Genomic DNA, 24,162 nt, shown 5'->3' with positions numbered 1-24,162 from the left:
CCGCGCAAGGGGGTTGCGACCCCTTCCGGCCGATCGTATTCCGTTCCGGCTATGCGTCGTCCGCGATGCGGAGCGCGAGGTGCCGGATGCGGCCCGCCGCCTCGATCGCGTGCGGGACCACGGAGGCGAGCCCCGTGCCGGCGACCCACGACCCGGCGAGCGCGAGCCCCGTGTGGTCCTCGAGCGCGGACTCGAGGGCGCGGACGCGGGCGGACTGGCCGACGGCGGCCTGCGAGAGCGCGTCGCGCCAGGCGCTGCGTCCGCACGCCCGCACCTGCGACGCGTCGAGCGTCACGCCGAGCAGCGCGGCGGCGTCGCGCACCGCGAGGTCGGTGACGGCGTCGTCGTCGAGTCCCCCGAGCGGGTTCGCCGCACCCGCGCGGCCGTACGAGAGGCGGACGACGTGGCGGCCGCCGGCCGCCTCGGCGAGCCACGCCCACTTGGCCGACGCGTGCGTGAGCGCCTTGGCCGCGACCCCGGGCGCGTCGGCCGCGACGAGCACGCCCGTGCCGCGCGGGGCGGCGTCGAGGTCGGGCGCGTCGAGCACGAGCGTCACGAGTTCGACGGATGCCGCGTCGGGCCAGTCCTCGACGAGGCCCGCCTCAGGGGCGAGCCCGGCGAGCAGGCCGCGCGAGACGTGCGCGGGGGTCGCGAGGATCGCGAACCGCGCGTCGACCTCCACCTGCTCGGCGGTCGCCCGCCACGACGACGAGACCGTGTCGGCGTCGGAGGGTCGAGCGGGACGCCGCTCGAGGCCGGTGACCCGGGTCCCCGTGCGCACCTCGGCGCCGAAGCGCTCGAGCTCGGCGACGAGCGCGTCGACGAGCGTGTGCATGCCGCCGCGGAGCCCGAGCACCGCGCTGCCCGCGCGGCGCGCCTCGACGAGCTGGCCGACGCCCCCCGAGAGCGACCCCGCCCGCGTCATCGCCTCGTTCAGGCCGGGAGCGACGACATCGACGTCGAGGTCGTCGGGATCGGTCGAGTAGACGCCCGCGGAGATGGGCGTCACGAGCCGGTCGAGCACCGCCGGGCCCATGCGGCGGCGCACGAGTGGTCCGAGCCGCTCGGCCTGGCCGATCGTGAGGATGGGCGTGACGCGGTCGAGCCAGGCGCGCCAGGCGCCGCGCCATCCGATGATCGCGCGCACGTCGTCGCCGAGCGGGTTCGCGGGGATGCCGAGCACGCCGGTCCGCGGCAGCGGCGCCGCTCGCCGCTCGCCACGGTCGCCCCAGACCAGCCACGCCCCCGCGCGGTTCGGCGTCACGATCGACGCCTCGAGGCCGAGACGCCCGAGCAGCTCGGCCACCGACCCGTTGCGGGTCGCGAACGACTCGGCGCCGCTGTCGAGCGCGAGCCCGTCGAGCTCGATCCGGCCGACGCACCCGCCCGGCCGCTCGGCCTGCTCGAGCACGACGACGCCGAGGCCGAGCCGCGCGCACTCGAGCGCGGCGACGAGGCCCGCGACGCCGCCGCCCACCACGACCACGTCGGTCGTGCGGTGCTCGACGGGCGGCTCCGCGTGCGGGTCGGTGGGCTCGGCCGAGGTCATCGCCCGGCCTCGTGCACCAGCTCGACCACGCGCGTGAGCACCGTGGGGTCGGTCTCGGGCGGCACGCCGTGGCCGAGGTTGAAGACGTGCGCCGGGGCGACGCGACCGCGCGCGATCACGTCGCGCACCGCCGCCTCGAGCACGGGCCACGGGGCCGCGAGCAGCGCCGGGTCGAGGTTGCCCTGCAGCGGCACGCCGGTGCCGATGCGGCCCGCGGCCACGTCGAGCGGCACCCGGTAGTCCACGCCGACGACGTCGACGCCGACCCGCTTCATCGCGCCGAGCAGCTCGCCCGTGCCGACGCCGAAGTGCACGACCGGGACGGAGAGGGCGCCGGCCGTGCCGGAGGCATCCACCGCCTCGTAGGTCAGGTCGTGCACATGCGCCAGTGCCGACGCCGACGCCGGTGCGACGTGCGCCTCGTAGTCGGCGAGCGAGAGCGCGCCCGCCCAGGAGTCGAACAGCTGCGCCGCCGATGCGCCCGCGAGCACCTGGGTGCGGAGGAACCGGCCCGTGAGCTCGGCGGTCCAGTCCATGAGCGCGCGCCACGCACCCGGATCGGCGTGCATGAGCGTGCGGGCCGCGAGGTGGTCCTTCGACGGGCCGCCCTCCGTCAGGTACGCGGCGAGCGTGAACGGCGCGCCCGCGAACCCGATCAGCGGGGTGCCCGTGCCGGTCGAGGAGGCGCCCTCGGCGCCGTCTCGAGACCCGCCGCCCGACGGCGCGATGGTCGCGAGCTCGGCGACGGTGCGCTGCACGGCCTCGGTGATCGGTCCGGCCGCCTCGTCGAGGCGTGCGGGGTCGATCGCCGTGAGCTCGGCGACCGCCGCGGCATCGCCGTAGGCCTTGCCGAACACCGGGCCTCTGCCCGGCTGGATCTCGACGTCGACGCCGACCAGCTTGAGCGGCACCACGATGTCGCTGAAGAAGATGCCCGCGTCGACCCCGTGGCGCCGCACCGGCTGCAGGGTGATCTCGGCCGCCATCGCCGGGTCGAGGCAGGCGTCGAGCATGCGCGTGCCGACGCGCAGGTCGCGGTACTCGGGCAGCGAGCGGCCGGCCTGCCGCATGAACCACACCGGGACGGTGTCGCTTCGGAGTCCGCGATAGGCGCGGACGAGGCGCGAGTCGTGCGTGAGACCGGCGGCGAGCGGATGCTGCGGGGAGAGGATCACGCGTTTCATCCTCCCCCATCGGGGCTGGGGGCGCGCTGGGGCGGCCGGCCCCGTTGGACGCTCGGAGAACTGGGGTCTGGCGGGAGCGCTCCCACGGCGCTATGTTCAGACCCGTCGTGCGCCCCCGATGCACGACGACGCATCGACGACGACCCTGACGTCGACGCGCCTCCGCCACCCACGGAGCCCCATCGTGCCCAGCATCGCCTCGCGGTACCGCACCGCCCTCATCACCCTGGTCGCGGTCGCGACCGCACTCCTCATCGCCGGGCTGGTGCTCGGCGAGGCCTATGTCGAGCGGCTCATCCCCCGCCTGCCCGACGTGTCGGCCGGACCCGTCGCCGCGGGCGTCGCCGTCGCGACCGGGCTCGTGCTGCTCGCCGCGACGCTGCGCCGGGCCACCGCCGCCGCCCGTGCGAGCGCACGCCGGCGCGCGCTCGCCTCGGTGCACGCCGGGGCGGTGAGCTGCGGCATCCGGAACCGCGACCTCGTCGCCCGCCTCAGCGAGCTCAGCCATCCCGGCAGTCGTCGCGCCGCCCTCCCCGCCCGCTTCTCGATCGTCGCCGACGACGCCGGAATCTCGTTCTGGGGCGGCGGGCACCGACCGAAGCGCGTCGCGTCCTTCCCGTGGCGCGAAGTGCGCAACATCCGCTCCGACAGCACCGTCGTCGGCAGCGCGAGCGTGCCCGTCGCGGTCGTGCGGATCCGCCGCGGCGGCTCGAGCATCGAGCTGCCCGTCATGCTGAGCGACCCACGGCTCGGGCGCTACGCGCTGAGCGAGGCGCCGTTCTACGCGACCGTGCGCGCGTGGAAGGCGCGGCACCGCGCGGCGCTCGCGGCCGAGGGCCTTGAGCTGCCGCCGCTGACCGGCGCGATCCCGATCATCCGGCAGGGCGCGGCCGCCTGACGAGCGTGTGACGATGCTGGTCGGAGCACCTTTCGACCACCGGTAGAATCGTCGGGTGCTCATCTGTCTCACCGCGAGCCACAAGAACGCCGGCTTCGACATGCTCGAACGCCTCTCGGCGTCGGCCGAGCACGCCGCCCCGCGCCTCCTCGACGGCCACCCGGCCGTCCAGGGCGCCGTCGTCGTCGCGACGTGCAACCGGTTCGAGGCCTACCTCGACCTCGACACCCCCGAGGGCGACTCACCGGTCGACGCGGTGCACGACGCGGTCCGCGCGGTGGGCGAGGTCGCGGGGCTCGAGGCCGACGAGCTGCGCAGCACCTTCGGGTTCGTGCACGGCAACGCGGTCGCCGGGCACCTCTTCGCCGTGGCCTCCGGGCTCGAGTCGGTCGTCGTCGGCGAGGGCGAGATCGCCGGGCAGGTGCGCCGCTCGCTCGAGCGGGCCCGCCACGAGGGCACCACCACCCCCGAGCTCGAGCGCCTGTTCCAGCGCGCCTCGCAGACGTCCCGCCGCGTGAAGAACCGTACGGGCATCGGCAGCGAGGGCCGCTCGCTCGTGCGCCTCGCGCTCGACCTCGCCGAGAGCCGCATCACCGACTGGTCCGCCGTGCGCGTGCTGCTCGTCGGCACCGGCCGCTACGCGGGCGCGTCGCTCGCCGCCCTGCGCGAGCGCGGGGTCACCGATGTCGCCGTGTACTCCCCCACCGGTCGCGCACCGAAGTTCGCTGCGAGCCACGACATCGAGGCCGTGCCATCCGGCGACTACGCCATGGCCGCCGCCGGCGCCGACCTCATCGTGACCTGCACGATGGTCGAGCACCACGTCGTCGACCGTGCGCTGTTCGAGCTCGGGCGCGCCGAGCTGGCCGTCGCCGCGGGCGAGGCGCCGGTCGCGCTGCTCCCGCGGCGCGAGACGACCGATGCGACCGCGACGGATGGCGCTGCCGCCGACGCACCCCGGCAGCTCGTCATCGACCTCGGCCTGCCGCGCAACGTCGCCCCCGACGTCGTCGAGGTGCCCGGCGTCGAGCTGCTCGACCTCGAGACCATCAAGATCCACGCACCGCTCGAGGAGTTCGGCGCGACCGACGCCGCCCGCGAGCTCGTCGACCGGGCCGCCCGCAACTTCGGCCGCGTCGGCGAGGAGCTCGACCTCGCCCCTGCGGTCGTCGCGCTGCGCACGCACGTCTTCGACGTGCTCGACGCCGAGATCGCGCGCGCTCGGTCCCGCGGCGACGACGACGGACGCACCGAGCAGGCGCTGCGCCACATGGCGGGCGTGCTGCTGCACACGCCCATGGTGCGCTCGCGCGAGTACGCGCGCGCCGGCGAGCAGCAGGCCTGGCTCGAGGGCCTCGAGGCGGTCTTCGGCATCCGCGCCGACGTCGAGGCCGCGGCATCCGCCGACGCGGGCACCGACGCCGAGGCCGGCGACCGCGACGCCGTCTGACCTCGCTCCGGCGGTCGAGTAGCACCGACGGCGCGTATCGAGACCCGGTCGAGCGAGTACGCTGCGTGAGCATGCACGCCCTCCCCGACGAGGCCGCCGACGCCGGCCCGCCCGCGCTGCGCCTGCCGTTCGACATGGCCGTGCTCGAGCATCGGCCGCTTCGGACCGAGCGCATGGTGCTGCGCCCGCTCGCGGCATCCGACGCCGACGACGTCTGGGAGTACCAGAGCCTGCCCGAGGTGCTGCGCTACATCCCGTGGCCCGAGCGCAGCCGATCCGAGGCCGCCGAGCACACGCGGACGCGCGCCGAGATGCGGCGGCTCCAGGCCGACGGCGATGCGGTCTTCCTCGCGATGGTGCTGACAGGAGAGCCGTCGCTCGCAGAGGTCGCCACGGGCCGACGGCGACCCGACCGTGTCGTCGGCGACCTCATGGTGCGGCTCGGCAGCCTGCAGCACGCCCAGCTCGAGGTGGGGTGGGTCGTCCACCCGGGCTTCCAGGGGCGCGGGCTCGCCGCCGAGGCGGCGTCCGTCCTGCTCGACCTCGCGTTCGGGCGCTTCGCCGCGCACCGCGTGTACGCGCACCTCGACGCGCGGAACGCGGCATCCGCCCGGCTCTGCGAACGCCTCGGCATGCGCCGCGAGGCGACCCTGCTGGAGGAGCAGTACGACGACGGCGAGTGGCAGGACACGGCCGCCTACGCGATGCTCCGCCGCGAGTGGCGGCGCCTGCGCGCCTGAGACGCCCGACGCACGGCTCACCTACCTCACCGACTCACGCGAAAGCGCCCTTCGAAGGGCCTTTTCGCGTGAGTCGATGGATGGCGCGCTCAGGCGCGTCAGGCGCCGACGAGGCGCGCGCCCAGGTACCCCTCGAGCTCGGCGAGCGGCACGCGCTCCTGCCCCATGGTGTCGCGGTCGCGCACCGTCACGGCGTCGTCGTCGAGCGAGTCGAAGTCGACCGTGACGCAGAACGGGGTGCCGATCTCGTCTTGGCGACGGTAGCGGCGGCCGATCGCGCCGGCGTCGTCGAACTCGACGTTCCAGTGCTTGCGCAGGTTCGCGGCGACCTCGCGCGCGAGCGGCGAGAGGCGTTCGTTGCGCGAGAGCGGCAGCACGGCGGCCTTCACGGGCGCGAGGCGCGGGTCGAGCTTGAGCACCGTGCGGGTGTCGGTGCCGCCCTTCGCGTTCGGCACCTCCTCGACGTGGTATGCGTCGACGAGGAACGCCATGAGCGAGCGGGTGAGGCCGGCCGCGGGCTCGATCACGTACGGCGTCCAGCGCTCGTTGCGCGATTGGTCGAAGAACGACAGGTCCTTGCCGGAGTGCTTCGCGTGCGTCGAGAGGTCGAAGTCGGTGCGGTTGGCGACGCCCTCGAGCTCGCCCCATTCGCCGCCGGTGAAGCCGAACTTGTACTCGATGTCGACCGTGCGCTTGGAGTAGTGGCTGAGCTTGTCCTGCGGGTGCTCGAACAGGCGCAGGTTCTCGGGGTCGATGCCGAGGTCGACGTACCACTGGAAGCGGGCGTCGATCCAGTACTGGTGCCACTCCTCATCGGTGCCGGGCTCGACGAAGAACTCCATCTCCATCTGCTCGAACTCGCGCGTGCGGAAGATGAAGTTGCCGGGCGTGATCTCGTTGCGGAACGACTTGCCGATCTGGCCGATGCCGAACGGCGGCTTCATGCGCGCCGCCTGCAGCACGTTGGCGAAGTTCACGAAGATGCCCTGGGCGGTCTCGGGGCGCAGGTAGTGCAGGCCCGAGTCGTCGTCGACGACGCCGAGGAAGGTCTTCAGCAGGCCCGAGAACGCGCGCGGCTCGGTCCACTGGCCGCGCGTGCCGCAGTTCGGGCAGACGATGTCGCCGAGGCCGTTCTCGGGCGCGCGGCCCTTCTTCTCCTCGAACGCCTCGATGAGGTGGTCCTCGCGGAAGCGCTTGTGGCAGTGCAGGCACTCGATGAGCGGGTCGGTGAACACCTCGACGTGCCCGGAGGCCTGCCACACCTGGGTCGGCAGGATGACGCTCGAGTCGAGGCCGACGACGTCGTCGCGGCCCTGCACCATCGTGCGCCACCACTGGCGCTTGATGTTCTCCTTGAGCTCGACGCCGAGGGGCCCGTAGTCCCACGCCGACCGGGATCCGCCGTAGATCTCACCCGCCTGGAAGACGAAGCCCCGGTGCTGGGCGAGGGTGATGACGGATTCGAGACGGCTGGGTGCGGCCACGGTGGCTCCAATGGTCCTGGTGAGGGGGGTGTGGGGCGAATCGCCCGAAGTCCTGTCCATCCTACGAAATGCAGGCGGTGCCGGATGCCGCGTGGTTCGCGGCGCACGGGCGCCGCACCCGGCCGCGGGCCCGGGTGGGGTGTAGAACGACCGGAGAGGCGCCGGGTCGCCGGCGCCGGTGGGGAGCGGCATGGGGGACGTCACGCGGCGCACCCTGCTCGGCGCCGCGGGGATCGGCGCGGTGTTCGCGCTCGCCAAGTGCGCCGCCGACCGCCAGGCCGAGCCGTCGCCGACGACCGGGGCGCCCGCGCAGCCGGCCGCGCCCGCCGGGGAGCCGGCGGCGCCGGCACCGCCCGCAGGACCGCCGCCCGAGCCCGCTGCGCCGCCCGCCCCCGCCCTGCAGCGGGTCCCCGTGCCGCCGGGCACGCTCACCGAGCTCCCGCCCGAGATGGGCAACGTGATGGCGTGGACGGTCGACGACGGCACGAGCTCGACCGTGGTCGGCGCGTACACCGCGTTCGCGGCGAGCCGCGGCATCCGCCTCACCTACTTCGTGAACGGCACCTACGCGTCGTGGGACGACAACGCCGACGCGATCAGGCCGCTGGTGGCGAGCGGGCAGATCCAGATCGCGAACCACACCTGGTCGCACGCCGACCTCACGACGCTCGACGACGCGGGCGTCCAGGCCGAGCTGCAGCGCAACCACGACTACCTCGCCGAGGTGTACGGCGTCGACGCGCGGCCCTTCTTCCGGCCGCCGTACGGACGCCACGACGCCCGCGTCGATGCCGCGGCGGCGGCGATCGGCTACACCGTGCCGACCCTCTGGTACGGCTCGCTCGGCGACTCGGGTCCGCTGCCCGAGCAGACCATCGTCGACCTCGCGAATGAGTGGTTCGACGCCGGGCGCATCGTGCTCGGGCACCTCAACCACGACCCGGTGACGCGGGTGTTCGACCGGCTCGAGGGGTTCCTGCGCGAGCGCGGCCTCACGACGGTCACGCTCAACGACGTGTTCGTCACGCCGCAGCATCCGTAGGCTGGTCGGATGCCGCAGCCGCCCGACCTGCACGTCGCCGCCATCGCGCTCGTGCGCGACCGCCGCGTGCTCATGGTCACGGCCCGCGGCCGCGACGTGCACTACATGCCCGGCGGCAAGATCGACGCCGGCGAGACGCCCGCCGAGGCGGCCGCGCGCGAGGCCCGCGAGGAGGTCGGCGTCGAGCTCGACCCGGCGGCCCTCGCGGAGTCGTTCACGGTGCGCGAGATGGCGCACGGGCAGGCCGAGGGGCAGCACGTGCTGATGCACGTCTTCCTCGCCGAGACGGATGCCGCGCCGGCGCCCTCGGGCGAGGTGGGCGAGGTGCACTGGGTCGGCACGGCCGATGCGCACCGGTGTCCGCCGGCGGGGGTCGAGGTGCTGCGCCGGCTCGCGGCATCCGGTCTCATCGACTGACGGCGACCCGTGCAACCCCCGCCCTCCGCCGAGGCCGCGCGTCGCGACATCCGGCAGTATCGGTTGACAGGAGAGCCCGCGATCTCCAGGACGGATCCACCGATCCGCTCCGGTACATCGCAGATTCTCCTGTAGACCGAAGCAGGGGAAGGGGGCGTGGTGAGCCGCACGCGCGAGTTCCGCCGCGACGACGCGGTGGCGGTGATCACCGAGTCCGGCCGCGACGACGGGCCGACGTTCGTGCTCGTGCACGGCATCGGCATGGGCCATCGGTACTTCTCCGACCTCGCCGACGCGCTCGCCCGGGTCGGCCGGGTGCTCGCGCTCGACCTGCCCGGATTCGGCCAGGCACCCGAGCCGCGCCATCCGGCCACCATGTCGGAGTCGGGCGCGTACCTCGGCGAACTCATCGCCGCCGAGGGGCTGGACGCGCCGGTCGTGCTCGTCGGCCATTCGATGGGCACGCAGATCGTCACCGAGACGGCGGTGCAGCGTCCCGAGCTCGTCGCCGCGCTCGTGCTCATCGCGCCGACCGTGAATCCGCGCGAGCGTTCGGCGGTCGTGCAGGGCATCCGGCTGCTCGAGGACCCGTCGCTCACGCGTCCCAAGGTCGTGGTGCTCGGCATCCGCTCGTACCTGCAGGCCGGCCCACGCTGGTACTTCAAGAAGCTCGGCCAGATGCTCGCGCACCGCATCGAACTGGTGCTGCCGGATGTCGCGGCGCCGACGCTCGTGATCCGTGGCGAGCACGACCGGCTCGCGCCCCGGCCGTGGGCCGAGGAGGTCGCGCTGCTCCTGCCGCACGGCCGCTACGTCGAGGTGCCCGACCGCGGCCACGAGACGATGGTCACGGCGGGCGAGCGGGTCGCCGAGCTCATCGCGGCGCACGCGCGCGGCGAGGCCGTCGGCCGCGAGGTCGAGCGGGTGTCGCTGCCCGAGGAGCCGTCGCGCATCGAGCGCGGCTGGTGGTGGGCGGGCGACTACGTGTACGCCGGATGGCGGCAGCTCGCGATCGTCGTCGAGGGCTGGAGCCCGCCGGCACGCTGGCGCTCGGGCGACGCGACCCTGCCCGAGGTGGTGCTGCTGCCCGGAATCTACGAGCACTGGTCGTTCATGCGCCCGCTCGGCGACGCGATCAACCGGGCCGGCTATCGCGTGCGCGTCGTGCACGGCCTGGGCACGAACCGCCGCGGCATCGCCGACACCGCGCGCCGCCTCGGCCGGGCGCTCGCGAAGGTGCCCGTGCCGCCGACCGGGCGCGTGATCGTCGCGCACTCGAAGGGCGGCCTGATCGCCAAGCAGCTGCTGGTCTCCGAGGCGGATGTCGAGGCGGCGGATGTCGCGGCGCCGGATGCCGCGGGGCCGGTCACGGGCGCGCCCGCAGCCGGCCAGCCCGGCTCGCGGGGCCTCCTCGGCCTCGTCGCGATCGCGACGCCGTTCGCGGGATCGCGGATGGCGCGGCTGCTCATCGACCCGAGCGTGCGCGCGCTGCTGCCGAGCGACGAGACGATCGTGCTGCTCGGCCGCGCGTCATCCGTCAACGCCCGGATCGTGTCGGTGTTCGGGCGCTACGACCCGCACATCCCCGACGGGAGCGTGCTCGACGGCGCGACCAACATCCGCGTGCCCGTGCCCGGGCACTTCGGCGTGCTGGGCGCGCAGGAGACGCACCGCGCCGTGCTCGACGGGATCGAGCGGCTGCTGGACCCCGCGCACACGCCTTGAGCGGGCGCCCGGCGCCCCTCTGCGCGTCCCGCGCATTCCGCCCGAGAACCGAGAAGTCCCGGATGGCGCGTCGCACCATGCATCTGCGACTTCTCGAAATCGGGGCGGGTCGCGGCGCGCCGCCGGGCAGTGGCGAGCGGATGCCGCGTGGCGTGAGAGTCGCGGCATCCGCTCGTCGTCTCTAGGCGTGGTCCTCCTCGACCGGCTGGCCGGGCTGGACCGGGCCGATGCGGTACGGGCGCATCATCTCGTTGTCCTCGTGCTCGACGATGTGGCAGTGCCACACGTACTGGCCCGGCGTGGCGAACGTCGCGCGAACGCGCGTCACCTGGCCCGGGTACGCGATCACGGTGTCCTTGCGCCCGGTCTCCCACGCCTCCGGCGGCGCGACGTCGCCGTCGAGCTGGAGCGGCACGATGAGCTCCCCCTCGTCGCCCTCCGTGACGAGCCCCTCGCGGTTCACGACCTCGAACGCGACCTCGTGCACGTGCATCGGGTGCGCGTCGCCGGTCGTGTTGACGAACTCCCAGACCTCGGTGGCCCCGACCTCCGGGTTCTCGGTCACCTCGGCAGCCCACTCGTGCTCGATCGGGACTCCGGCCTCGACGGTGCCGAGCAGCGCCTCGGTCGGGCCCTCGAGCGGGTCGCCCGCGGCATCCACGCCCTCGCCCATCATCTCGATGAGGGCGAGCGGGCGCACCACCGACTCGGGCGGCAGGGGCGCGAGCGCCGGCAGCACGAGATGCTCCGGCGGTGTGGTCGGATCGGGACCGACGGCGGGCACGACCCGGAACTGCAGCACCTGCCCCGTGGTGTCGGGGTCGGCGATATCGAAGTCCTCGTCGGGCTCGCCGCCGCCGAACGGCTCGTCGGGTCCGACGTTGCCGAGCACATGGTTCCCGACCGGCACGTCGGTGAAGTCCACGACGAGGTCGGCCCGCTCGGCCGGGCCCATCAGGAGCCGCTGACCGTGCTCGCCGAGGTCGACGGGCGCGGCGAGGAACCCGCCCTCGTTGCCGATCTGCCAGGCCCGCACGCCCGGGATGCCGCTGAAGTCGAGGATCAGGAAGCGCGACTGGCAGCCGTTGAGGAACCGGAACCGGTAGCGCCGCTGCTCGACGACCTGGAACGGCCAGGTGTTGCCGTTGGCGATGATGGAGTCGCCGAAGAACTCGGGGTTCCAGATCGGCGAGAACTCGCCATCCGGGATGAAGGGGCCGACGATGCCGTCGAAGAACTCGCGCGAGTCGGGGTAGAAGAGCGACCCGTCGGGATTGAACGAGCGGTCCTGCACGGCGATCGGGATCTCGTAGTACGCCTTGTTCGGCGGGAACTTGTCGCCCTCCTTCGGAGCCGGGCCGGGCAGGATGGCGCGGGCACCGGTCCGGGCGTCGAGCACGGCGTCGTCGCCGTCGGGCCCGCCGCGGATGAGGAAGAAGCCGGCCGGCCCCGCGTACACGTTGAGCCGCGTCATCCCGAGCGTGTGGTCGTGGTACCAGATCGTCGAGGCGCGCTGCACGTTCGGGTACTGGAACGTCGCGTACCCCGGACCCCACTCGGCGCCGTAGGCCGCGCTCGCCTTCGTCGCGAAGAAGTCGTACCAGGTGCCCTCGGTGGCGTACTCGCCCGGGATGTCGGTCGCGGCGGGCAGGTACCACGCCTCGGCGTAGCCGTCGCTCTCGTCGCCGACCCCGACCGAGCCGTGCACGTGCGTGACGATCGGGACGGGTCCGGTGTACGGCCCGGGCGTCTCGTCGAAGCTCGGGCGCGCGTCGCGCCCGCCGGGGCCGCCGGGAGGATTCGCCCAGTGCAGGGTCGGGTCGACGGGCAGCAGGTGCGACCGGTACGTGCCGTCGGGGTGGACCAGGTCGTTGATCCACTTCACCCGGACGGGACGGTTCCACTTCGCCTCGATCGTGAGGGAGGGCGCGTTGTGGAGCAGCAGGCCCTTCTTGCTCGCCGACGCTACGGCACCGTAGCCCCACACCGTGGTCATGGGGTACCCGGCGGGGAGCACCTGCTGGGAGAACTGCCGCATCGAGATCTCGTAGGAGTCGACCTGCTTCCCCCCGGGCGCGACGATCGTTCCGGCCCGCGGCATGACGGGCGGGATCAGGAGCGGGGTCGCGAACTTGGGGACCGTGGCCGGGTCGAGGGCGGCATGCGCGACGTGCGCGAGTGCCACCGCCCGGCCGCCGGGATGCATCGCGTAGAGGACGAATCCGGCGCCGGCCGCCCCGGCGGCGCGGATGAACGTGCGGCGGCTGATCAGCCGCGACGGCGGGCTCTGGGACTCGGGCATCGTCGCACCATCTCTGGGCCGCATCCGAGGGGGCTGGGCAGGTGCCGAGTCGGACGCGAGGTTCTCTCAGATTGCTCCGCGGTCGACGCGACGACAAGTCCCCCGTTCGGGACGGGCCCGCCGGTACGCCATCCCCGCCGCGGACGGAGGCCGCCGGGGTTTCAGTGCACGTACTCGAGCAGGTCGGCACCGACCTGGCGCATGCCGTCGAGCACCGCGAGCCGCGACGCGAGCATGGTGTCGGCGAAGTACATCGAGACCGCGTACGCCACGCCCGCGCGCGGGCCGCGCAGCACGCCGACCTCGCTGCGCACGCCGCCGTCGGTGCCCGTCTTGTTCATGAGCAGCAGGTTGTGGTCGGGCATGCGGTGAGCGAGCGGGTCGAGGCCGAACGCCGACGCGACCATCGACAGGTCGGCGTTCAGCGAGAGCCAGCCGACGACCCGCTGGGACACCTCGGGGCTCACGATCTCGCCGCGCGCGAGCGAGGCGAACAGCCACGTGAGCTCCTTCGCGGAGCCGATCGAGAGCTGCGGCGCGTCGTCGGGTCCGCGGTGGTCGCGAACCAGGTCGAGCAGGGCGGTGCGCGTGAGGCCGAGCGCCTCGGTGCGCGCGCGCACTGACTCGAGCCCGATGTGGCGGATGAGCACGTTGGTCGCGAGGTTGTCGCTCGACGCGCCGACGACCGCCGCCAGGTCGGCCATCGGCAGCGACGGGGTCTGCAGGTGCTGCCAGATCCCGGAGTCGCCGACCGCGTCGCGCGGGGCGCGGTCGAGCACCGTGAACGCCTCGTGGCTCGCGTGGCCGAGCCGCGAGGCGACCTCGACCAGCAGCAGCACCTTGCCGATCGACGCGGTGGGCATCACCACGTGGTCGTCGACCGAGAACAGCACCCGCCCCGTCGTCAGGTCGGTCGCGCGCGCCGACACCTGCACGCCCGCGAGTGCCAGCTCGCCGAGTGCGTCGAACCCGCGCGAGAAGTCCTCGTTGTGCTCGTCGGTGCGGTGGCGACCTCGGCGGATGCTGGCATGTCGAGCACGGCGCTCGGAACCCTGCGACGAGGTCACCACGGCGGATACAACGGGCTTTCGTTCGGGTCGCGCGCTCCCCCACCGCGGCTCAAGCGGTGCGTGCGACGGGGACGGACTGGGTCTGGCGAGCCGCTACCAGATGCGGACGCGCTCGGCCGGATCGAGCCAGAGCGCGTCATCGGAAGCGACGTCGAAGCCAGTGTAGAACTCGTCGATGTTGCGGACGATCTGATTGCACCGGAATTCGTTCGGCGAGTGGGGATCGATCGCCAGCAGGCGGATGACCTCCTCGTCGCGGCCCTTGAGCTGCCACGCCTGCGCCCACGAGAGGAAGAACCGCTGGGCGCCCGTCAGGCCGTCGATCACGGGGGCCTTCTTCTTCCCGAGCGAGAGCTGGTACGCCTTCCAGGCGATCGCGAGCCCGCCGAGGTCGCCGATGTTCTCGCCGATCGTGAGCGCGCCGTTGACGTGGTGCTCGCCGTCGCCCGACACCTCGAGCTGCTCGGGCACGAGCGCGTCGTACTGCTCGATGAGGGCCTTCGTACGCTCCTCGAACGCCGCCCGGTCGGCCTCGGTCCACCAGTCGAGCAGACGCCCGTCGCCGTCGAACCGCGAACCCTGGTCGTCGAAGCCGTGACCGATCTCGTGGCCGATGACGGCGCCGATCGCACCGTAGTTGGCCGCGGCGTCCCGCTCGGCGTCGAAGAACGGGAACTGCAGGATGGCGGCGGGGAACACGATCTCGTTGAACCCCGGGTTGTAGTAGGCGTTGATCGTCTGCGGGGTCATGAACCACTCGTCGCGGTCGATCGGCTTGCCGATCTTGCCGAGCTGCCGCTGGAACTCGAACTCCGCCGCCGCGCGCACGTTGCCGACGAGGTCGTCGGCCGACACGACGAGCGTGGAGTAGTCGCGCCACTTCACCGGGTAGCCGATCTTCGGCGTGAACTTCTCGAGCTTCTCGAGCGCCTTCGCGCGCGTCTCCTCGCCCATCCAGTCGAGCCCGGCGATCGACTGCCGGTACGCCTCGACGAGGTTGGCGACGAGCTCGTCCATCGCCTCCTTCGCGGCCGGCGGGAAGTGCCGCTCGACGTAGATGCGCCCGACGGCCTCGCCCATGGCGCCCTCGACGAACGAGACGCCGCGCTTCCACCGCTCGCGCAGCTCGGGCGTGCCCGTGAGCGTGCGGCCGTAGAAGTCGAAGTTCGCGTCGACGAAGTCGGACGAGAGGTACGCCGCGGCGCTGCGGATGACCTGCCACGCGAGCCAGTCGCGCCACGCCGGCAGCCGCTCCTCGGTCAGCAGCGCGCCGACTCCCTCGACGAAGCTGGGCTGACGCACGACGAGCTCGGCGAACGCACCCGCGGGCACGCCCATGGCGTCTCGCCACACGTCCAGGTCGACGGACGCCGCGGCCGCGACATCCGCCCAGGGCCTGAGGTTGTAGGTCTTCTGGCTGTCGCGCGAGTCGACGTTGGTCCAGTGGGTGGCCGCGATCTCGGCCTCGAGGTCGAACACGCGCGCCGCACGCGCGGCCACGTCGTCGAGCTTGGCGAGCCCGAACATCCGCTCGAGGTGCTCGCGGTACTTCTCGCGGATCGCGGCGAAGCGCTCCTCGCGGAAGTAGCTCTCGTCGGGCAGGCCGATGCCGCCCTGCTCGACGAACACGAGGTAGCGCTCGGGGTCGCCCGGATCGTTGTCGACGAAGAGCTGCGCGAAGCCCGACACGCCCTGCCGCTCGAGCCGGCCGACGGCCTCGAGGAACTGGTCGACCGTGCCCGGCAGGGATGCCTCGACGAGCTGCGCCGCGATCGGCGTGGCGCCGAGCAGCTCGACGCGCGCCTCGTTCATGAACGACGCGTACAGGTCGCCGACCTTGCGCGCCTCGGTGCCCGGCTCGGCAGCCTGCGACTCCTCGATGATCTCGCGAACGGCCTTCTCGGCCTCCTCGTAGAGCACGATGAAGCTGCCGTAGCGGGCCTTGTCGGCGGGGATCTCGGTGCGCGCGATCCACTTGCCGTTGACGTGCCGGAACAGGTCGTCCTGCGGACGCACGTCGGCGTCGAGTTCGTCGAGGATGATGCCGGAGGGCTTCGTCGCTGCGCTCATCCCCACAGCCTAAGCGGCGGCATCCCGAGAACCGGCCGAACGGCGACGGATGCCGCGGGGCGGGCCGGTCGCGGGCGTCATCGGAGTTGCGCGAACCCCTCGGCCTTGCGCGTCGGACCGACGATGAGGATCGTGTCACCTTCGGTGAGCACCGTGTCGGCATCGGCGTTGTGCCACTCCTGGCCCGGCTTCTTGAAGGCGGCGATGGTGACGCCGAACTCCTTCCGCAGCCCGGTCTGCCCGAGCGGGGTCCCGTGGAGCCGGGCCGGGGGCGAGGACTTCACGATCGCGTAGCCCTTCTCGATCTCGATGTAGTCGAGCGCCGCGCCGCGAACCAGATGGGCCACGCGCCGACCCATGTCGGCCTCCGGGTAGATGACGTGGTGCACCCCGAGCTGCTCGAGGATGAGGCCGTGCTGGTCGGTGACGGCCTTCGCCCAGATTCCGGGGATCCGCATGCCGAGCAGCGCCGAGCAGGTCAGGATGGACGCCTCGAGGTTGGACCCGATGGCGACGACCACCCGATCGAACTCGTCGATCGCGAGCTGCTGCAGGGTCTCGGCCTTCGTCGAGTCCGCCGCCACCACATGGGTCAGCTCGCCGCCCAGCGACTGCACGATCTCCTCGTCGGCGTCGATGCCGAGCACCTCGGTGCCTCCGGCCATGAGCTCCAGCGCGAGCGAGCGGCCGAACCGGCCGAGCCCGATCACCGCCGCGGAGTCGGCCTCCGCGATGCGGCGCGTGGCGTCGCTCGCGCCGCCGAACCGCATGAATCGCGACATTGACGACCTCTCCTCAGGCGCATCCTACGCCGCCCTGCCCGTTCCGGGCCGGGGTCGCCGCGCGCGCCTCAGCGCAGTTGCGCGAACCCCTCGGCCTTACGCGTCGGCCCGACGATGAGGATCGTGTCGCCCTCGGCGAGCACCGTGTCGGCGTCGGCATTGTGCCACTCGCCTCCGGGCTCCTTGAACGCCGCGATCGTCACGCCGAAGTCCTTGCGCAGGCCCGACTGCCCGAGCGGCACGCCGTGCAGGCGGGCGGGCGGCGCCGACTTCACGATCGCGTAGCCGGGCTCGATCTCGAGGTAGTCGAGCGCCGCGCCCCGCACGAGGTGCGCGACCCGCTTGCCCATCTCGGCCTCGGGCCGGATGACGTGGTGCACGCCGAGCTGCTCGAGGATGAGCGCGTGCTGCTCGGTGACCGCCTTCGCCCAGACCACCGGGGTCTTCATGCCGAGCAGCACCGAGCACGTCAGGATCGATGCGGTGATGTCGCTGCCGATCGCGACGACCACCCGATCGAACTCGTCGACCGCGAGTTGCCTCAGCGCCTCGGCCTTGGTCGAGTCGGCGCGCACCACCTGGGTGAGCTCGCCGTTCAGGGCCTGCACGATCTCCTCGTCGGCGTCGATGCCGAGCACCTCGGTGCCCGCCCGCATGAGCTCGAGCGCGAGGGAGCTGCCGAACCGCCCGAGCCCGATCACGGCGACCGAGTCGGCCTCGGCGATGCGGCGCGACGTGTCGGCGGCGCCGCCGAAGATCGAGAACCTAGCCAATTGCGGGCCTTTCCTTGGGGAGTTCGTAGAGGATGCGGCGCTCGCGCAGCGCGATCGCCGAGCCGAGGGTGAGCGGGCCGATGCGGCCGAGGAACATGAGCATCGCGAGCACGGCCTTCGCGACCGGATGCAGGTCGGCCGTGATGCCGGTCGACAGGCCCACCGTGGCGAACGCCGAGATCGTCTCGAACAGCACCCTGTCGAAGGCGAGCCCGGTGATCAGCATGAGCAGCACCGTCGCCGCCATCACCGCAGCCACCGCGATCAGCACGACCGTGATCGCCTGGCGATGCACCGCGCGCGAGAGCCGCTTGCCGAAGATGTTGACCGCCCCCTCGCCGCGCACCTCGGTGAGGAGGATGAAGAAGAGCACGGCGAACGTGGTCACCTTGATGCCGCCGGCCGTGCCGGCCGGGCCTGCGCCGATGAACATGAGCACGTCCATCGCGACCCAGCTCTCGTCGTGCATGAGTCCGATGTCGACGCTGTTGAAGCCCGCGGTGCGCGTCTGCACCGACGCGAAGAAGCCCGCGAGCAGGCGCCCGGCCGGGTCGAGCCCGCCGAACGTGTCGGGGTTCTCCCACTCGACCGCGGTGATGAAGAGCGTGCCGCCGACCAGCAGCACCAGCGTGCCCCACAGCACGAGCTTGGTGTTCATCGACCAGTGCAGCGGCCGCGTGAACTCCTTGCGCAGTTGCATGATGACCGGGAACCCGAGACCGCCGAGGATGATCGCCGCGCAGATCGGCAGGCAGATGAACGGGTCGTCGACGAAGTCCATGAGGTTGTTCGAGTAGAGCGCGAACCCCGCGTTGTTGAACGACGAGACCGAGTGGAACAGCGCATGCCACGCGGCATCCGCCGGGTCGTAGCCGTACCCGAACAGGAATCGCGGGAACAGGAACATCCACGTCAGGCCCTCGATGGCGAACGAGATCAGCACGATGCCGCGGACGAGACCGCGGACGTCCTCGAAGCCGACCACGCTCGCCTCGGCCGCGGCGTTCAACCTCGCCCGGACGGACATCTTGCGCGCGAGCACCAGGCCGATCAGCGACGCGAAGATCATGATGCCGAGCCCGCCGACCTGGATGAGGGCGACGATCACGGCCTGGCCGAGCGGCGTCCAATGCAGTTCGTTGTCGACCACGGTGAGCCCGGTGACGCACACGGCACTCGTCGACGTGAAGAGCGCGTCGATGAAGCTCGTGCCGCCGGGGTCGCGCGTCATGGGCGGCAGCCAGAGCAGGAGGGCGCCGCCCAGGACCGCGGCGGCGAATCCGATCACCACGACCTGCGCCGGATGGAGGCGGAATCCCCGTCGGATGCGATGGCGCCGCGCGCGGCGGACGGACTGCCGGATGGTCACGGATCGATTCCAGTCCAATCCGCGAGGCGCGGGTGTCGGCGCGGCGTCAGGATCGCCGCTCGGCCCGTATGGATTGCGTGAGGACGGTTGCGTGACGGTCGCCTCATGGGTCGAACCGGTACCCCATCCCGGGCTCGGTGACGAGGTGACGCGGCTCCGACGGCACCGGCTCGAGCTTGCGCCGCAACTGCGCCATGTAGAGCCGCAGGTAGCCGCCGTCGTTGGAGTGGTACGGGCCCCAGACCTCGCTGAGGAGCATCTGCCGGGTCATCAGCTTTCCGGGGTTGCGCAGCAGCAGCTCGAGCAGTCGCCACTCGGTCGGCGTCAGCCGGATCGTGCTCGGCCGGCCGTCCGCGGACCGCACGGTGCGGGCGGCGAGGTCGACCTCGAGGTCGCCGATGCGCACGGATGCCGCGTCCTCCTCGCCGGCCGGTCGCCGGGACCTCGCCCGGATCCGCGCCAGGAACTCGTCCATCGCGAACGGCTTCGTGACGTAGTCGTCGGCGCCCGCGTCGAGCGCCTCCACCTTCTCGGTCGAGTCGGTCCGGCCCGAGAGCACGAGGATCGGCACGCTCGACCAGGCCCGCACCGCCCGGATGACGTCGATCCCGTCGACCCGCGGCATGCCGAGGTCGAGCACGATGAGGTCGGGGTGCCCGTTCGCCGCGAGGTCGATGGCCTCGGCGCCGTCGCGCGCCTGCAGCACCTCGTAGCCGCGCGCGGTGAGCGTGATGCGCAGCGCGCGCTGGAGCTGCTCGTCGTCGTCGGCCAGCAGGATCTTCACTCGACCGCCTCCTCCGCCGCGGGGAGGGTGACCACCATGGTCACCCCGCCGCCCGGCGTGTCCTCCACCTCCAGTGTGCCGTCCATCCCCTCGACGAAGCCCTTCGAGAGCGCGAGGCCGAGGCCGAGGCCGGTGTCGTTGTCGGTGTCGCCCAGGCGCTGGAACGGCGTGAACACCTCGTCCCGACGCTCAGGCGGGATGCCGGGCCCGCGATCGACGACCCGCAGCTGCACCGAGCCTCGGAACGCGCTCGCGGTCACGCGCACGCGCTCGCCCGGCGGCGAGAACCTCAGGGCGTTCGCGAGCAGGTTGACGACGACGCGCTGGAGCAGCACGCCGTCGGCGAGCACGCGCGGCACGTCGTCGGGCAGCTCGAGCTCGAGCTCGCCCGGCCCCGCGCGCAGCTCCTCGAGCGCGGGGAAGACCACGTCGGCGAGCTCGGTGGGCGCGATGGTGACGGCCAGCGCGCCCGCCTGGACCCGACTCACGTCGAGCAGGTTCGTGACGAGCTCGGCGAGCGATTCCAGGCTCTCGGCCGCCGTGTCGAGCAGCTCGCGTCGCTCGGCGCGGCCGAGCTTCACGTCCTCCGCGCGGAGGGCGCTCACCGCGGCGCTCGCGGCCGTGAGCGGGCGGCGCAGGTCATGCCCCACGGCCGCGAGCAACGCGCTGCGCACGCGGTCGGTCTCGGCCAGCGCGTCGGCCGCCGAGGCGGCGGTCGCGAGCGCGCCCTGCTCGATCGCGGCATCCATCTGGGTCGCGATCACCGCGAGCAGACGGCGCTCGGATGCCTCGAGCTCGCGCCCGTGCAGCTCGAGCACGCCGCGCGCCCCGATCGCCACGTCCGCGTGGTGCTCGTCGCGCGTGGGCTCGCCGTCGGTCGCGCGGATCTCGCCGTCGACGAGGAGTCGCACGCCCGACAGGCCGAACGCCTCGCGCGTGCGCGTCACCATCGCCTGCAGGGCATCCTCGCCGCGCAGCACGCTGCCGGCGATCGTGGCGAGCAGCTGCGACTCGGCCGCCGATCGTCGCGCCTCCCGGGTCCGCCGGGCGGCCTGGTCGACGACGTAGCTGACCAGGAGCGCGTTGACCACGTAGAACACGAGCGCGAGCAGCTGCCGCGGCTGCCCGATCGAGAACGTGTACTGCGGCTCGATGAACAGGAAGTTCAACGTGATGCCCGAGAGCACCGCCGCGAAGAGCCCCGGCCACAGTCCGCCGACGAGCGCGACGATGATGACGAGCAACTGGTATGCGAGCACGTCGCTCGTGATGGAGGCCTCGGCCCGGAGGGTCCACAGGAGCCAGCTGAGCAGCGGGCCCGCGACCAGCGCGACCGCGAAGCCTGCGAGCCGCCGCCGGCGGCTGAGCGCACCGCCCAGCCGGGGCAGCGAGAAGGCCGACCCGGCCGCGGCGTGCGTGACGATATGCACGTCGATGTCGCCGGATTCGCGGATCACGGTCGCGCCGATCCCCGGGCCGGTGAACGCCGCGGCGAGCCGCGACCGGCGGCTGACGCCGATCACGAGCTGCGTGGCATCCGACGCCCTCGCGAAGTCGACCAGCGCCCGCGGGATATCCTCGCCGACCACCTCGTGGAACGTGCCGCCGAGACGCTCGACGAGCGTGCGCTGCCGGTCGAGGGCCTCCGGATGGCGCGCCCGCAGGCCATCGGGGGTGGTCACGTGCACGGCGAGCAGTTCGCCGCCCGACGACCGCGCGGCGATCCGGGCGCCGCGCCGCAGCAGCGTCTCGCCCTCGGGCCCGCCCGTGAGCGCGACGACCACCCGCTCGCGCGCCTCCCACTTGCGGTCGATGCCGTGCTCGGCGCGGTACGCCTTGAGCGCCTGGTCGACCTCGTCGGCGAGCCACAGCAGGGCGAGCTCGCGGAGCGCCGTGAGGTTGCCGAGCCGGAAGTAGTTCGAGAGGGCCGCGTCGATGCGCTCGGCCGGGTAGACCAGCCCCGTGGCGAGGCGGTCCCGCAGCGCCTGCGGCGCGAGGTCGACCACCTCGACCTGGTCGGCACCGCGCAGCACGGCGTCGGGGATCGTCTCGCGCTGCTGCGCGCCCGTGATCTCGTAGACGACATCGCCGAGCGACTCGATGTGCTGGGTGTTCACGGTCGAGATCACGTCGATGCCCGCGGCGAGCAGGACCTCGACGTCCTGCCAGCGCTTCGGATGTCGTGAGCCGGGCGAGTTCGTGTGGGCGAGCTCGTCGACCAGGGCGATCTCCGGCTTCCGCGCGAGCACCGCGTCGACGTCCATCTCCTCGAGCCGGAGCCCGCGGTGCGTCTCGCTGCGACGCGGGACGACCTCGAGGTCGCCGACCATCGCCGAGGTGGCGGCGCGTCCGTGCGGCTCGACGAAGCCCACGACGACGTCGTGCCCCTCGTCGCGGAGGCGTCGGCCCTCCTCGAGCATCGTGTAGGTCTTGCCGACGCCGGGCGCGGCGCCGAGCAGCACGCGGAGCCGCCCCCGTCTCATGCGGTCAGTCTCCCATCTCGGCGAGCGCGAGGTTCAGCGATCAGCGCTGCGCCACTTCGGCGTCCACTGCGCCGGTCATGATGGCGCGATCCGCTTCGAAGTGGCGCAGCGGCCTGGGGGGCAACCTCATCGCGACGGATCCCATTCGATGGAAGGATCGAGCCATCATGAACACGCTGCTGAACATCATCTGGTTCGTGCTCGCGGGCGTCTGGCTCTGGATCGGGTACATGCTCGCCGGAGCGCTCATGTGCATCCTCATCGTCACGATCCCGTGGGGGCTCGCGTCGTTCCGCATCGGCAACTACGCGGTCTGGCCGTTCGGCCGCGAGGTCGTCTCCAACCCGCGGTCGGGCACGTGGTCGTTCCTCGGCAACGTGGTGTGGGTGATCCTCGCCGGCTGGTGGCTCGCGCTCGAGCACCTGATCACGGGCGTCATCATGTGCCTCACGATCATCGGCATCCCGCTCGGCATCGCGAACTTCAAGCTCATCCCCGTCTCGCTCGCGCCCCTCGGCAAGGAGATCGTCGAGTCGCGCTGATCCCCATCGCCTCGTGCAGAATTCAGGAGCGCGCGCCCGCCGGGAGCGGCGGACGGCCGGGAATGCGGTCGTGACCGGTGCGCGGGAGCCGTCGTCTCCTGAATTCGGGACACGACGCGCGGTCGACCGCGACATCCTGCGCCTCGCCGTGCCCGCGCTCGGCGCGCTCGTCGCCGAGCCGCTGTTCCTGCTCGCCGACACGGCGATGGTCGGGCACCTCGGCGCGGCGCCGCTCGCCGGCCTCGGCCTCGCGAGCGCGGTGCTGCAGACGATCATCGGGCTGATGATCTTCCTCGCCTACGCGACGACGCCGACGGTCGCGCGACGCCTCGGCGCGGGCGACGAACGCGGGGCGGTCGCGTCGGGCGTCGACGGGCTGTGGCTGGCACTCGGGCTCGGCGCGGTCCTGGCGGTGCTCGGATGGCTCGCCGCGCCGTGGCTCGTGGGCGCCTTCGGCGCCTCCGCGGAGGTGACGGCCGAGGCATCCGTGTACCTCACGATCTCGATGGCCGGCCTGCCCGCCATGCTCGTGGTGTTCGCGGCGACCGGGCTGCTGCGCGGCCTGCAGGACACGCGCACGCCGCTCTGGGTGGCCGGCCTCGGCTTCACGGCGAACATCGCCCTCAATGCGGTCTTCATCTACGGCCTCGGTTGGGGCATCGCGGGGTCGGCGATCGGCACGGTCGTCGCGCAATGGGGCATGGTGCTCGTCTACGTCGTGGTGATCGGGCGGCACGTGGCGCGCGTCGGCGCGAGCGCGTGGCCGCACCACGCGGGCGTGCTGCGCGGCGCGAGAGCGGGCGGCTGGCTGTTCCTCCGCACGCTGAGCCTGCGGGTCGCGCTGCTGCTCGCGACCTGGGCGGCCACGTCGCTCGGACGCGACGAACTCGCGGCGTACCAGGTGGCGATCACGATCTACTTCACGCTCGGATTCGCGCTCGACGCCCTCGCGATCGCGGCGCAGGCCCTCATCGGCAAGGGCCTCGGCGCCGGCGACGTCGACCAGGTTCGTGCGGTGCTGCGTCGCTGCGTCGAGTGGGGCATCGGCGCGGGGGTCGTCGCCGGGGCGATCGTCATCGCGACCGCGTGGGTGCTCCCCGCGCTGTTCACGTCGTCGGCCGAGGTCGCCGCGCTGCTGCCGCCCTCGCTCGTCGTGCTCGGGCTCTCGGCACCGCTCGGCGGGCTCGTGTTCGTGCTCGACGGCGTGCTCATCGGCGCGGGCGACGCGCGCTACCTCGCGTGGACCGGCCTGGTGAACCTGGCCGCCTTCGTGCCGCTCGCCTTCGGCGTCGTGTGGTGGGCGGACGACTCGGGGGCCGACGTGCCCGGAGCGCTCGCGCTCGCGGCGCTCACCGCCGCGTTCGCGATCGGGTACCTCGCGGCGCGGGCGGTCACGCTGTCGCTGCGTGCGCGAGGCCGGGCGTGGATGGTGACGGGCGCGCCGGCGTAGGCGGGAGCCCGGAGGGATCGAGTGACCAACGGCCCGCCGGTGGCCGCG

General features: G+C 72.8%; 19 protein-coding genes. 8 read left to right on the top strand and 11 right to left on the bottom strand.

Features of this window, described 5'->3' with window-relative positions:
* Window positions 1-49: 49 nt before the first annotated feature.
* Both hemG and AC3RKB_RS06420 read right to left on the bottom strand, forming a co-directional pair.
* On the bottom strand, window positions 50-1,549 hold the full coding sequence (gene hemG / locus AC3RKB_RS06425; protein ID WP_491435198.1) for a protoporphyrinogen oxidase: 1,500 nt from the start codon (window positions 1,547-1,549) through the stop codon (window positions 50-52).
* On the bottom strand, window positions 1,546-2,733 hold the full coding sequence (locus AC3RKB_RS06420; protein ID WP_491435197.1) for a uroporphyrinogen decarboxylase: 1,188 nt from the start codon (window positions 2,731-2,733) through the stop codon (window positions 1,546-1,548). Before AC3RKB_RS06420 ends, hemG begins: the two co-directional genes overlap by 4 nt.
* Before the next feature lie 184 nt (window positions 2,734-2,917).
* On the opposite strand from AC3RKB_RS06420, the gene AC3RKB_RS06415 reads away from it, so the two are divergent.
* The 3 genes from AC3RKB_RS06415 to AC3RKB_RS06405 all read left to right on the top strand — a co-directional run bounded on the left by AC3RKB_RS06415 (window position 2,918) and on the right by AC3RKB_RS06405 (window position 5,821).
* Window positions 2,918-3,631 (top strand): hypothetical protein, encoded by a 714-nt coding sequence (locus tag AC3RKB_RS06415; RefSeq protein ID WP_491435195.1) that lies wholly within the window; start codon window positions 2,918-2,920, stop codon window positions 3,629-3,631.
* A 55-nt stretch (window positions 3,632-3,686) separates the two neighbouring features.
* A complete protein-coding gene (locus AC3RKB_RS06410; RefSeq protein WP_491435194.1) occupies window positions 3,687-5,081 on the top strand; it encodes a glutamyl-tRNA reductase in 1,395 nt (464 codons plus the stop codon).
* 71 nt (window positions 5,082-5,152) lie between these two features.
* Window positions 5,153-5,821 (top strand): GNAT family N-acetyltransferase, encoded by a 669-nt coding sequence (locus AC3RKB_RS06405; protein ID WP_491435192.1) that lies wholly within the window; start codon window positions 5,153-5,155, stop codon window positions 5,819-5,821.
* Between the two features lie 98 nt (window positions 5,822-5,919).
* Here AC3RKB_RS06405 and AC3RKB_RS06400 read toward each other — a convergent pair whose 3' ends face one another.
* Entirely contained in the window at window positions 5,920-7,305 is a 1,386-nt protein-coding gene (locus AC3RKB_RS06400; protein WP_491435191.1) for a glycine--tRNA ligase, read from the bottom strand.
* A gap of 190 nt (window positions 7,306-7,495) precedes the next feature.
* On the opposite strand from AC3RKB_RS06400, the gene AC3RKB_RS06395 reads away from it, so the two are divergent.
* The 3 genes from AC3RKB_RS06395 to AC3RKB_RS06385 all read left to right on the top strand — a co-directional run bounded on the left by AC3RKB_RS06395 (window position 7,496) and on the right by AC3RKB_RS06385 (window position 10,489).
* Window positions 7,496-8,347, top strand: a complete 852-nt coding sequence (locus tag AC3RKB_RS06395) for a polysaccharide deacetylase family protein (protein WP_491435190.1) — start codon at window positions 7,496-7,498, stop codon at window positions 8,345-8,347.
* A gap of 9 nt (window positions 8,348-8,356) precedes the next feature.
* Entirely contained in the window at window positions 8,357-8,764 is a 408-nt protein-coding gene (locus AC3RKB_RS06390) for an NUDIX hydrolase (RefSeq protein WP_491435189.1), read from the top strand.
* A gap of 159 nt (window positions 8,765-8,923) precedes the next feature.
* Window positions 8,924-10,489, top strand: a complete 1,566-nt coding sequence (locus AC3RKB_RS06385; RefSeq protein WP_491435187.1) for an alpha/beta hydrolase — start codon at window positions 8,924-8,926, stop codon at window positions 10,487-10,489.
* A gap of 181 nt (window positions 10,490-10,670) precedes the next feature.
* Here AC3RKB_RS06385 and AC3RKB_RS06380 read toward each other — a convergent pair whose 3' ends face one another.
* The 8 genes from AC3RKB_RS06380 to AC3RKB_RS06345 all read right to left on the bottom strand — a co-directional run bounded on the left by AC3RKB_RS06380 (window position 10,671) and on the right by AC3RKB_RS06345 (window position 22,122).
* Window positions 10,671-12,791, bottom strand: a complete 2,121-nt coding sequence (locus tag AC3RKB_RS06380; RefSeq protein ID WP_491435185.1) for a multicopper oxidase family protein — start codon at window positions 12,789-12,791, stop codon at window positions 10,671-10,673.
* A gap of 161 nt (window positions 12,792-12,952) precedes the next feature.
* Complete coding sequence (locus AC3RKB_RS06375; protein WP_491435184.1) at window positions 12,953-13,858, bottom strand: serine hydrolase; 906 nt, start codon at window positions 13,856-13,858, stop codon at window positions 12,953-12,955.
* Between the two features lie 96 nt (window positions 13,859-13,954).
* A complete protein-coding gene (locus AC3RKB_RS06370) occupies window positions 13,955-15,931 on the bottom strand; it encodes a M13 family metallopeptidase (protein WP_491435183.1) in 1,977 nt (658 codons plus the stop codon).
* A 77-nt stretch (window positions 15,932-16,008) separates the two neighbouring features.
* Entirely contained in the window at window positions 16,009-16,713 is a 705-nt protein-coding gene (locus AC3RKB_RS06365) for a potassium channel family protein (protein WP_491435182.1), read from the bottom strand.
* 68 nt (window positions 16,714-16,781) lie between these two features.
* Window positions 16,782-17,486 carry a potassium channel family protein gene (locus AC3RKB_RS06360; protein WP_491435181.1) on the bottom strand — a complete coding sequence of 235 codons (705 nt, stop codon included), beginning with the start codon at window positions 17,484-17,486 and terminating at the stop codon, window positions 16,782-16,784.
* Window positions 17,479-18,849 (bottom strand): TrkH family potassium uptake protein, encoded by a 1,371-nt coding sequence (locus tag AC3RKB_RS06355; RefSeq protein WP_491436769.1) that lies wholly within the window; start codon window positions 18,847-18,849, stop codon window positions 17,479-17,481. The genes AC3RKB_RS06360 and AC3RKB_RS06355 overlap by 8 nt, the downstream gene beginning before the upstream one ends.
* Window positions 18,850-18,958: 109 nt before the next feature.
* Window positions 18,959-19,639, bottom strand: coding sequence for a response regulator (locus AC3RKB_RS06350; protein WP_491435180.1), 681 nt, complete (start codon window positions 19,637-19,639; stop codon window positions 18,959-18,961).
* Entirely contained in the window at window positions 19,636-22,122 is a 2,487-nt protein-coding gene (locus AC3RKB_RS06345; RefSeq protein ID WP_491435179.1) for an ATP-binding protein, read from the bottom strand. The genes AC3RKB_RS06350 and AC3RKB_RS06345 overlap by 4 nt, the downstream gene beginning before the upstream one ends.
* Before the next feature lie 167 nt (window positions 22,123-22,289).
* Between AC3RKB_RS06345 and AC3RKB_RS06340 the strand changes: the two genes are divergently transcribed.
* Together AC3RKB_RS06340 and AC3RKB_RS06335 are read left to right on the top strand one after the other, a co-directional pair.
* Window positions 22,290-22,664 carry a YccF domain-containing protein gene (locus AC3RKB_RS06340; RefSeq protein ID WP_491435178.1) on the top strand — a complete coding sequence of 125 codons (375 nt, stop codon included), beginning with the start codon at window positions 22,290-22,292 and terminating at the stop codon, window positions 22,662-22,664.
* A 70-nt stretch (window positions 22,665-22,734) separates the two neighbouring features.
* Complete coding sequence (locus tag AC3RKB_RS06335) at window positions 22,735-24,114, top strand: MATE family efflux transporter (protein ID WP_491435177.1); 1,380 nt, start codon at window positions 22,735-22,737, stop codon at window positions 24,112-24,114.
* Window positions 24,115-24,162 lie beyond the last annotated feature (48 nt).

The organism is Agromyces capsici, from assembly GCF_058349965.1.
This window is presented reverse-complemented; position numbering and strand designations above follow the sequence as displayed.

What these genes read in the sequence shown, in the direction of transcription:
- hemG (WP_491435198.1), bottom strand. Translation starts at nt 1,549, where the DNA reads ATGACCTCGGCCGAGCCCACCGACCCGCACGCGGAGCCGCCCGTCGAG.
- AC3RKB_RS06420 (WP_491435197.1), bottom strand. Translation starts at nt 2,733, where the DNA reads ATGAAACGCGTGATCCTCTCCCCGCAGCATCCGCTCGCCGCCGGTCTC.
- AC3RKB_RS06405 (WP_491435192.1), top strand. Translation starts at nt 5,153, where the DNA reads ATGCACGCCCTCCCCGACGAGGCCGCCGACGCCGGCCCGCCCGCGCTG.
- AC3RKB_RS06395 (WP_491435190.1), top strand. Translation starts at nt 7,496, where the DNA reads ATGGGGGACGTCACGCGGCGCACCCTGCTCGGCGCCGCGGGGATCGGC.
- AC3RKB_RS06390 (WP_491435189.1), top strand. Translation starts at nt 8,357, where the DNA reads ATGCCGCAGCCGCCCGACCTGCACGTCGCCGCCATCGCGCTCGTGCGC.
- AC3RKB_RS06380 (WP_491435185.1), bottom strand. Translation starts at nt 12,791, where the DNA reads ATGCCCGAGTCCCAGAGCCCGCCGTCGCGGCTGATCAGCCGCCGCACG.
- AC3RKB_RS06370 (WP_491435183.1), bottom strand. Translation starts at nt 15,931, where the DNA reads ATGAGCGCAGCGACGAAGCCCTCCGGCATCATCCTCGACGAACTCGAC.
- AC3RKB_RS06365 (WP_491435182.1), bottom strand. Translation starts at nt 16,713, where the DNA reads ATGTCGCGATTCATGCGGTTCGGCGGCGCGAGCGACGCCACGCGCCGC.
- AC3RKB_RS06345 (WP_491435179.1), bottom strand. Translation starts at nt 22,122, where the DNA reads ATGAGACGGGGGCGGCTCCGCGTGCTGCTCGGCGCCGCGCCCGGCGTC.
- AC3RKB_RS06340 (WP_491435178.1), top strand. Translation starts at nt 22,290, where the DNA reads ATGAACACGCTGCTGAACATCATCTGGTTCGTGCTCGCGGGCGTCTGG.